Source organism: Leptotrichia sp. oral taxon 879 str. F0557, assembly GCF_000469385.1.
In the GTDB taxonomy this organism is placed as follows: Bacteria; Fusobacteriota; Fusobacteriia; order Fusobacteriales; family Leptotrichiaceae; genus Leptotrichia; species Leptotrichia mesophila.
Genome location: NZ_KI271315.1, coordinates 1 through 9,140, shown reverse-complemented (window position 1 = coordinate 9,140; position 9,140 = coordinate 1). Strand labels below are relative to the sequence as shown.

The 9,140-nt window shown below is 23.2% G+C and carries 13 protein-coding genes; 12 read left to right on the top strand and 1 reads right to left on the bottom strand.

The annotated features are described in order from the left end of the window. The first annotated feature begins 193 nt into the window (after positions 1-193). The 4 genes from HMPREF1552_RS04745 (at position 194) to HMPREF1552_RS11590 (ending at position 3,061) form a co-directional block, all read left to right on the top strand. Positions 194-397, top strand: a complete 204-nt coding sequence (locus HMPREF1552_RS04745) for a helix-turn-helix domain-containing protein (RefSeq protein WP_021743959.1) — start codon at positions 194-196, stop codon at positions 395-397. 101 nt (positions 398-498) lie between these two features. Beyond that, positions 499-840 (top strand): hypothetical protein, encoded by a 342-nt coding sequence (locus HMPREF1552_RS04740; RefSeq protein WP_021743958.1) that lies wholly within the window; start codon positions 499-501, stop codon positions 838-840. 46 nt (positions 841-886) lie between these two features. After that, on the top strand, positions 887-1,402 hold the full coding sequence (locus HMPREF1552_RS04735) for a hypothetical protein (protein WP_021743957.1): 516 nt from the start codon (positions 887-889) through the stop codon (positions 1,400-1,402). Positions 1,403-2,308: 906 nt separating this feature from the next. Next, complete coding sequence (locus HMPREF1552_RS11590) at positions 2,309-3,061, top strand: hypothetical protein (protein WP_021743955.1); 753 nt, start codon at positions 2,309-2,311, stop codon at positions 3,059-3,061. A 44-nt stretch (positions 3,062-3,105) separates the two neighbouring features. Here HMPREF1552_RS11590 and HMPREF1552_RS11585 read toward each other — a convergent pair whose 3' ends face one another. Next, a complete protein-coding gene (locus HMPREF1552_RS11585) occupies positions 3,106-3,792 on the bottom strand; it encodes a helix-turn-helix domain-containing protein (protein ID WP_021743954.1) in 687 nt (228 codons plus the stop codon). A 518-nt stretch (positions 3,793-4,310) separates the two neighbouring features. Between HMPREF1552_RS11585 and HMPREF1552_RS04715 the strand changes: the two genes are divergently transcribed. From HMPREF1552_RS04715 to HMPREF1552_RS04685, 8 genes are all read left to right on the top strand, one after another. Next, positions 4,311-4,580, top strand: a complete 270-nt coding sequence (locus HMPREF1552_RS04715; RefSeq protein ID WP_021743953.1) for a hypothetical protein — start codon at positions 4,311-4,313, stop codon at positions 4,578-4,580. After that, positions 4,581-5,087, top strand: a complete 507-nt coding sequence (locus HMPREF1552_RS04710; protein WP_021743952.1) for a hypothetical protein — start codon at positions 4,581-4,583, stop codon at positions 5,085-5,087. Continuing rightward, positions 5,080-5,229, top strand: coding sequence for a hypothetical protein (locus HMPREF1552_RS12525; protein WP_021743951.1), 150 nt, complete (start codon positions 5,080-5,082; stop codon positions 5,227-5,229). Before HMPREF1552_RS04710 ends, HMPREF1552_RS12525 begins: the two co-directional genes overlap by 8 nt. 447 nt (positions 5,230-5,676) lie before the next feature. Continuing rightward, the gene (locus HMPREF1552_RS04705; protein WP_021743950.1) at positions 5,677-6,744 is read left to right on the top strand and encodes a site-specific integrase; all 1,068 of its coding nucleotides are present in this window, start codon (positions 5,677-5,679) and stop codon (positions 6,742-6,744) included. A 912-nt stretch (positions 6,745-7,656) separates the two neighbouring features. Continuing rightward, on the top strand, positions 7,657-7,842 hold the full coding sequence (locus HMPREF1552_RS04700; RefSeq protein WP_021743949.1) for a hypothetical protein: 186 nt from the start codon (positions 7,657-7,659) through the stop codon (positions 7,840-7,842). After that, positions 7,817-8,395, top strand: a complete 579-nt coding sequence (locus HMPREF1552_RS04695) for a hypothetical protein (RefSeq protein ID WP_039901187.1) — start codon at positions 7,817-7,819, stop codon at positions 8,393-8,395. Before HMPREF1552_RS04700 ends, HMPREF1552_RS04695 begins: the two co-directional genes overlap by 26 nt. 61 nt (positions 8,396-8,456) lie before the next feature. Then, on the top strand, positions 8,457-8,735 hold the full coding sequence (locus tag HMPREF1552_RS04690) for a type II toxin-antitoxin system RelB/DinJ family antitoxin (protein WP_021743947.1): 279 nt from the start codon (positions 8,457-8,459) through the stop codon (positions 8,733-8,735). Then, a complete protein-coding gene (locus HMPREF1552_RS04685) occupies positions 8,722-9,006 on the top strand; it encodes a type II toxin-antitoxin system YafQ family toxin (RefSeq protein WP_021743946.1) in 285 nt (94 codons plus the stop codon). Before HMPREF1552_RS04690 ends, HMPREF1552_RS04685 begins: the two co-directional genes overlap by 14 nt. Positions 9,007-9,140: the final 134 nt, after the last annotated feature.

Here is a 9,140-nt window from a genome sequence, read left to right as displayed (position 1 = left end):
ATAAAATAGCAGATATTGTACAAGAATAGAATAACTCCATTATTTTCCTAAATTTTTCATAATAATTCTACTTTAAAATCAATAAATTTAATCATATAATTGATATTCTATCAATTTAATTGAAGTTGTCTTGACAAACTTTTAATTTATGGTATAATTATTTTACCAATTAGCAAAAGACGAGAGATTTAAAATGAAAAAGAATCTTTTAAAATCAAAAATGAGTTTACACGAAGACAACAACAAAACATTGGCACACAAGCTAAAAATAACTCCTTCAGCATTTTCACGAAAAATCAATGGAAGTAGTAATTTTACTATTGAAGAAATGAAGTTTATTAGGAAGGAGTATGGATTGAGTGATGTTGAGTTTTTGGATATTTTTTTTAATAATTGATTGCTGAATGGTAAAATTATAAACAGAATGGAGATGATAATTTATTTAGAATACAATTTTACATTAAATAAAAAAATTTAGATTAATAGGAGAGTGAGAAAATGGATAAAAGAAAAATATTGGAACAATACTACAATGAAAATCAAGAAGAAAAAGGTACTAAATCTGAAATTGAAAGAAAAGAAATGTTAAAGCAATATTATAGTGAAAATAAAAATGAAGAAGACAATTCAATACTAAGTGTAGGGATGTATGTTTTATTAGTTTTTATTGACGCCTTATTATTAAATGTTATGTCTTCCATTGGATTTGAAATACTTAAAAATCTTCCGTATAGCAGCGAAGCTCAGATGAATATTTTTTTATGGATAATCGATGTTTTGGTATTAGCATTATTTTTATATACTGTAAAACAAACAATAAAGCATTTAAAAAAATTATAATTACTAAGCAACAAATTATTAATATATTTAAGGAAAGGAGTTTTTAATGAATTTTTTATTTATCATAACGTTTATTATTTGGTTTTTTATAATTAAAAATATTGAAAAACCTAAAATGAAATTTAATACTTTAAATGATTTTATTATGAAAAAGATGAATGAAGTTAATAAAAATAATTATTATGAATTAAAATATCTTGAAGGATTAGAATTTGAAAAAGAACAAGATGTTTATGCTAAAATTTTTGATGATAAACTAGAAATAGGCGATTCACAAAGAAAAATTTTTTTAAATTTTGAAAAAATTGAAGAAGTAAATTATGGAATAAAAGAAGAAGATTATGAAGATGTAATTTCAAACACTCTTGTAAAACATACATTTTTATGGAGTGAATTGGCAATATTCTATTTTGATAGTAATGATAATATTCAAGAGATACTATTTTCAGATAGAAATTTTACAATTGAAAATTCTAAAAAAATTATCAAAAAAAGTTTTTTCTATTGTGAATATTTGGGAAAAATTTTAAAAAATAGGATAACTTATCGAGAAGAAAATTAAGCAAAAAGAATTAAATTATAAAATTAAGGAGAATTTATGAACAATGATTTTTTTATCAAATTATCAAAAAAAGATGAAAAAATGATTTTGTTAAAAATAGCAATAATCATATGTGTTAGTATGCTCATATTAATTCCAGTAGTAAATGGATATAAGAATGTTAAGAATGTTTATAATGAAGCATTCGCCATATCTATTGGAATCTTCTATTTGTTGGTATGCTTTTTACTTGAAAATATATTGATAATCATTTATTTAAAATTCAGAATTAATGGAGAAATTAATAAATTTTTTAAATTGAACTACATGTTATTAATTTTAGTAATAGGATTTTGTATGCCTGGAGCAATATTCGCAATATCTTTGATAACAAATGTTTATAAATGTTTTAAATGTGTTAAAATATTTTCAAGAAACAAAAAGGATTTTTGGTTTTCGTTATTGGGAATTTTTATTCCTTGTTTTAATCTAATATTGTTTTTATTTGTAGAAAATCTTTTTTTGAAAATTTTAGTTTTATTACCAGGAATTTTAACAATATTGATATATCAATATATAAAAAGGAGAAATAAAATTCTAAGTATAAATTATCTTTTTTTATTTTTATCAGAAATATGTTTTTTAGAAACAGTTTTATTTATCAAAGTTCCTGTCCTTGCAGTATTTGTCTTCTTAATTTTCACAATTATAGTGAATTTAAGAGTTATTTTCCCTCAAATAAAATCTTACACAAATTTTAGTAAAATTCAAAAAGTCATAATCATTATAGGTATTTTATTTAGTTTATTTTCTAAAATGTATATAAATATAAAACAGGAAAATATTTTAGAACAAAAAGCAAATATTAATAATTCAAATGAAAATATTACTTCGGAATAAAAATATGGAGAAAAGGAATAAAAAAATATGAATGATAAAACAAATATTCGTAATTTAATCTTTGGAATTATAATGGGATTGATTGTTGTATTTAATATTTTTGAATGGACTAATTTTATAATTAAATATAGCAAACAAAATCCAAAAGTTTCAAAAGTTAAAAACTTAAAAAATAAAACTAATAAATATAATAACAATACTACAGAAAATAATATTGAATATGAAGTAAAATCAGGATATAAATACAAAAAATCTAATGGAGAAAGTTCAACCTTTACTCTAAGAAATCTTGGATATGCTGAAAATTTGATTAGTAACCTAGTTTCTTATGAAGACTTACGAAAAGAATATTGTGAAATAGTAAATGAAATTGTTAAGGTGGATAACGGAATAATGCCAGGTACAACTAAATCTTTTGAAGAAGTAACCTATACTCAAGTAGATGACGCTTACAGAGAACATTTACAAAAAATAACACAAATTAGACAGGTATTTGATACGATTTATGGAAATGATAATGCTTTAGAAACGGGAGCTGGATGTTATTATAAAGGTACTTATTGGAATAATGCAAATTCACAATATAAAGCAAAACAATTTTATGACAGTTCTATAATTAAGTATCTTAATAATCATGGTTATGGTATAAAAAATAATGCTAGTTCCACTCCTAAAAGAAAAGAAGAAAATTCAAATAATGAAGTTCAAACTGATGAAGGTAAAACAATTGATAATTCGGAAATAGAAAATTCAGATGAAGACTATACAGAATACTATTAAGGAAATTAAAATAATAAAATATAAAAACTGAAAAGGGAGCCAAATTAAACTCCCTTATTTTTTTTATCCAGTTTTTCTAAAATTTCTTCAAAATTACTTTCTTGGGTTAAAGGATATTCACTAAAAAGGTCTTGAATTCTATCTATTTCAGAAGGGTCATTAATAGTATCACTTCTATCCAAATGATAAATTTCTAAAAAACTATACAAATTTTTTATATTATTGGTAGAATACAGAGTTAAAAAACGCAAAAAATCCTTAATGCCAATATTAAAATAATTATTATTTGGAGCTTTAACTATCACAACTTTTGGATTTCTAATAAAATCCTCAAGAGTTCCATACCTTAAGTTATTTTCATTATCCAAAGTATTTGTTATAAAAAATGAAAATCCTAGAGATTCAAAATAATCAATAAAAAGTAATATTTGCTTTAATTTTTTTTTTGATTTTTCGCCTAATAGTAAAGATGAAAGAATATTTTTAAAATCACTAATTTCCTCATTTTTAAAAAATTTTTTCAACACATCTATATCAATATCCAGCTCTTTAAAAATATTGACCAAAACATTAAATGGCACAGCTCTTTCTCCAGATTCATACTTCTGAATACTAACCTTTCCCAATCCTACTCTTTCAGCAAGCTTTATTTGTGTAATTTTCTTATTTTTTCTATGATTTTGTATTATAGTCCCTATTTCTACATTATATTCTTTATTTTTTTCATCCATATTATACCTCTTATTTTATTAGTTATACATATTATACTATATAATTATGTTAAAAACAATGATAAAAGTACTATTTTTATAAAATATAGAAATATAAAAAATCAACAATAATAAATTGTACATTTAAACATCTTATAAGATGTTTTATCTTTTTTAATATCATTGATTTTCTGATGTCTTTTCATTTATTTTTACTAAATTTATTCATTTTTTGACAAAAAATGATATTTTAAAATTTTACATCTAAAAAAATATAAAATTAAAAAAATTAGGTTTAAATATCATAAAAGAAATTGTATAATAGGTTTACAACAAGAGTAAGTAGTATTATTTTTTATAAAAAAAATGATATTTTGAGACTTTATAAGATGTTAAAAATTATTTTTTTCTCTATTATTAAATAGTAGTATAGAGAAAAAGAAAAAACAAAACATTTTTATAAATGAAATACAATGTTTTTTGTAAGTAGGAGGGGTAGAAAAAATGAGAATTGAATTTAGAAAGGAGAATGATAATAATTGAACAAAGAAGAAAAGTATATTGAGTATTATGAGAAAGGCATTAAAATATATGAAAAAGAAGAGTTTAAAGATGTTATTTCAGAAAAGAGATTATTGAACATAAAAAATTGCTATAATGAGTATTTATATTGGTATAATCATTCTGAATGGCTTCATAGAATTTTCAGATGTAAGAAATCAGCTTGTCCTGTGTGTAATTTAAAAAATAAAGCAATTAAATTTTATAATTTTAAAGATAGGGCCTTTGAATTGATGAAAGAGTACTAGGTGTTTTGCTTAACTTTAAATGGTAATAATGTTGAGATTGAAGCAAATAAAATAATAAAAGAAATAGACGATAACAACAAAAATTTGAAAAAGTTGTTAAATAGACCCTTTATGAAAAGGATTGTGAGAGAATACTTTAAAGTAACTGAAATAAAGTATACTAATTATGATTCACTTCCACATATACACATTGTTTTGTTTGTTATAAAAGGAGTATATAAACATTTTAAAATAAACGAATTAAGACAACTAATTACTCAAGAATGGAAAAAATCCAAAGGATTTAATGCTAATGTAGAATTAAAGAAAGTTGGAACACAAAAAAAACTAGAAAAAACAATAAATTATTTGACAATTGCGAAAAAAAAAGAATTAGGCACTTTATTTTCTAATCATAATATTTTGAAAATTCATTTAGAAATTATGAATAAGAAGAGATTTTTTATTTGGAGAAAAAAAACTGATAAAAACAGAATAAAATCAGAGAAAGGAGGAAAAAATGGATGAAAAAGATGATATGAAGAAGTCCATTGAAAAGCATTGTCTTGAGTGCTGGGATGACAATAAGCAAAAAGTTATAAATTGCCCTTATAAAAATTGTCCTTTGTGGAAATATAGGCTAAAAGAGTTAAAAGATTCGAAAAAGTAAAGAATTGTGAAACCTATATATGAAATTTTAAAGGATAATTTACACAGATAAGTTAGGTAATACACGGGATAATTAAGTAAAAAATAGTTATAAATCAAGACAGGGGCATTGAAAAAATGCTTTAAATTACTAAGTAAATTAGTTAGGAGTTGAAAGTAGAATGAGTGTTGATAAAAATAAAAGGAAGGACTTAACAAAAGCCCCTCGTAAGCACTTTTATTCTATCACACTCTTCAAAAAAAATAAATAAGTTTTTTAAAAATGAAATGGAAAGTATTTTTTTACACAGGAAGAAATATTTTTATTGAAAAAGATATTGAAGTTGAAAAATTCTGAATTAATACAGATATTTTTTTAAATAAATATATTGCAATGAAAGAAAAATAATATTAAAATTATAGGGTAGAATGATACTGCCCTATAGCTAGATTTTAGAATGGGGAAGAAATGGCAAAAAATAGAACTAAGAAAGGAAATGGTAGAGGTAGTATAACAAAAACTAAAAAGAATAAACCTTACTGGGTACGAGTTACAGACTCAGTAACAAAAAAACGAGTATCGTTAGGACTGTATAAAACGAAAAAGGAAGCACAGCAAAAATTAGATGAATATTTATTTAATCCTTACAATTTAGAAACACATACAATGACATTTGAGGAAATATTCAATTTATTTAAAGAAGCTCAAGAAAAAAATGTTGCTAAGGCAACTTTTAAATCTTATATAAACAGTTATAAGAGATGTAAACCATTATATAACCTGATATTTAGGGATATAAAAGCTCCACAATTACAAAGTCTTATAAATAGTTTAAATTGTAGCAAAGGAACAAAAAGTATTACTAAAGGGTTTTTAAGTGTACTTTATAAATATGCTATAGAAATGGAAATACTAACTACAAATAGAGCGGAACATATAAAACTACCAAAAGAAAACAAACCTAAAAAAATAAATATATTTACTGGCTATGATATTAAAAAATTGTGGGATAATATTAAAATTGATTGGGTAGAATACATTTTAATTATGATTTATACAGGAATGCGAATTGGGGAAGCTGTCAATTTAAAAAAAGAGAATGTTGACTTGATAAATGGAATCATATTTGGTGGAAATAAGACAGAAAAAGGAATGAATAGAAAAATCCCAATTCGTGATGATATTTACCCAATCATAGAAAATCTTTATAAAGATAGTCCTACAGATTATTTATTTTACAATAAGAATTGGGTATTTAAGAAAAAAAATAATGAAAATAAGCCAATTCGAGAAAATTATTTTCGTGAAAAATTTTATAAAACACTTGAAACATTAGGGATAGAAAAACACGAAACTCACGATTGCAGAAAAACATTGGCAACTTTTATGAGTAAATATCAATTAAATGAAGTTCAAATAACAGATATATTAGGACATGAAAATATAAACACAACAAATGATTATTATATTAAAGTAGATGAGCAGGAATTAAAAAAATCCATTAACAAAATAGATTTTTTAAAGGATGTAGTATAAAAATATTATTTAAAAGTCTAAAAATCATACTTTGAATATATCAAAAAAGGTAACCAATAGGTAACCAACGCATAAGGTAAATGGTTATTTTTCCAAACTTTTAAAAAAATATAATAAAATATGGTAATGTTTAGCAATTCAAAAAAAATTATCTCAAAATACCGTATTATTTGGCTTAGTAGGAAGAATAGCTATAAAAAAATATGCTACCCTTGTGATAGCATATTTAAAAAGGAGTTTTGAAGAATCAACATCCTTTTTAAAGAAAACCTAGTAAAATAAGGGCTAAATTTAAAAAATAGTCCAACGTTAGTCCAATAAGAAATTTTAAGAAAAAATCTCTAATTTTATAAAAAAATTCGACATTATCTGTAAATTTTAAAAATAGAAAATCCAACTAGAAACAATATTAAATTTAGTTATTATATCATTTTTTCTCACTATGTTAATTTAGATAGTGAGTTTTTTTTCTTGTAAGAGCCGATTTAAGAGTTTATTTTTGTTATTTAAGGGGAAATATCAAAAATAAGTTTAAACGTTCTCTATGGGGCTTATACAGAGTTATCCGAGATTGTATTTTTGACATAGTCTGTGAGATAAAGGCCCAGTATTTTGCAAAGCTATCCCTATAAATATGGCACTATTTTCTTGATTCTAATTAGTGTGGCTTTGAAATACAAATAATTTTTTTTGAGAAAATTAGCAACCATTAATTTAATTTGTATAAATTGTTGTAAAAATTATGAAATTAAAAATCTTGACTTATATATTTTTTTATTATACAATTATATTGCAGATAGGAGACTAGACTGTATATCTGTGTAACTGAATGAAAGTTTAAGTGTTATGTAAGAACACCAGCCACAGAGCCACTATTATAGTGGTATTTTTTTAATAAAAGGAGTGATTTTTATGGCTACAATAAGTTTTTTTAGAACACCAGAATTTAAGACAGATAAAGAAATTGATGGTTTAATAAAAGCCTTAGAGAATGATAGAAAGCCTAATTTAACAGATGTAAAAATAAGAACAATTACTGATGAAAAGGAAATAAAGGAATTATTGGGGTTAAATGATGGAAAAGATAACGTTGAGTGAATTGTTAAAATATGATACAGAAGAAAATATAAAAAATAAATTTTTAAATAATTTTAAAAGTTTAGAAAACAATGATATAGAAAAATTTTTACATAACCGAGCAATTGAATTTGAGAAAAAATCTGTTTCAACAACTCATTTAGTATTTAACAATAAAAAATTAGTTGGTTATTTATCGTTGTCAAATAAAAGTTTAATTTTATCCAAAGAACGATTTGAAAAATTAAGTAATAGCCGAAAGAAAAAATTAATGCAAAGTGGACAAATACTTGAAAATGGACATTTAGCTGTAAATAGTTACTTAATTGGACAATTAGGAAAGAACTATAATTTAGCAAAAGAAGAACAAATAAAAGGAAAAGACTTGCTCTCATTTGGATTCAATTTATTGCTGGAAGTAAAAAAAATAATGACGGCACGTTATGTTTGGCTAGAATGTGAAAATTCTGAAAAACTTATAAATTTTTATAGAACGTTTGGATTTGAAAAAGTAGATGATTTTATTTCTGAAGATGGATTTGTTGTTATGATAATGAAGTTGGATGAAAAATAAATACTACTGATTATTATATGGTAATGTTTTTTTATAAAATATTCAAAGGTGTGATTTTTTTATGCCAACGGTTAGTACAAGTATAAAAATAGATGCCAAAACAAAGAAAGAAGCACAAGAATTATTTAAAGATATGGGAATGAGTTTAACTACTGCAATAAATATATTCTTGAAACAAGCAGTAAGAGAGCAGAGAATACCTTTTTATGTTGGACAACCAAAATATAAAGAAAAAGTTTATCAAGCTATGAAAGATGTAGAGCAAGGTAAGAATTTGAGTAAGTCTTATCATAGTGCTAGAGAAATGATAGAGGATATTTTGAAAGATGAAGATGAATAAGTATAATTTAAAATATACAAATAGGTTTTCTAAAGATTTAAAATTAATAAAAAAACGTGGGTATAATCTAAAATTACTTGAAAAAGTAGTTAAAATATTGATTAATAGTGAAAAATTGTCTGTAAAAAATAAAGATTATGCTTTAAAAGACAAATATTTAGGATATCGTGAGTGCTGTATAACATCTGATTGGTTGTTAGTATATAAAATAATAGACAAGGAATTGATATTACTAACAACGAAAACAAAAACTCCTAGCAGTTTATTTTAATAAAAAATTTGAAATCATAGTTATTTAGTTATCTGTGATTTTTTCTTTAAAATTATTTTTTATAAACATAGATTGTATAATATATTGCAACAAATTAAACAGTATCGTTCTGGTAGACTTTTTCATTTCAAGGC

Bases quoted from the DNA above. Each gene is read 5' to 3' on its own strand.
- HMPREF1552_RS04745 (WP_021743959.1), top strand. From the start codon at position 194: ATGAAAAAGAATCTTTTAAAATCAAAAATGAGTTTACACGAAGACAAC.
- HMPREF1552_RS04740 (WP_021743958.1), top strand. From the start codon at position 499: ATGGATAAAAGAAAAATATTGGAACAATACTACAATGAAAATCAAGAA.
- HMPREF1552_RS04735 (WP_021743957.1), top strand. From the start codon at position 887: ATGAATTTTTTATTTATCATAACGTTTATTATTTGGTTTTTTATAATT.
- HMPREF1552_RS11590 (WP_021743955.1), top strand. From the start codon at position 2,309: ATGAATGATAAAACAAATATTCGTAATTTAATCTTTGGAATTATAATG.
- HMPREF1552_RS11585 (WP_021743954.1), bottom strand. From the start codon at position 3,792: ATGGATGAAAAAAATAAAGAATATAATGTAGAAATAGGGACTATAATA.
- HMPREF1552_RS12525 (WP_021743951.1), top strand. From the start codon at position 5,080: ATGGATGAAAAAGATGATATGAAGAAGTCCATTGAAAAGCATTGTCTT.
- HMPREF1552_RS04705 (WP_021743950.1), top strand. From the start codon at position 5,677: ATGGCAAAAAATAGAACTAAGAAAGGAAATGGTAGAGGTAGTATAACA.
- HMPREF1552_RS04700 (WP_021743949.1), top strand. From the start codon at position 7,657: ATGGCTACAATAAGTTTTTTTAGAACACCAGAATTTAAGACAGATAAA.
- HMPREF1552_RS04695 (WP_039901187.1), top strand. From the start codon at position 7,817: ATGATGGAAAAGATAACGTTGAGTGAATTGTTAAAATATGATACAGAA.
- HMPREF1552_RS04690 (WP_021743947.1), top strand. From the start codon at position 8,457: ATGCCAACGGTTAGTACAAGTATAAAAATAGATGCCAAAACAAAGAAA.
- HMPREF1552_RS04685 (WP_021743946.1), top strand. From the start codon at position 8,722: ATGAAGATGAATAAGTATAATTTAAAATATACAAATAGGTTTTCTAAA.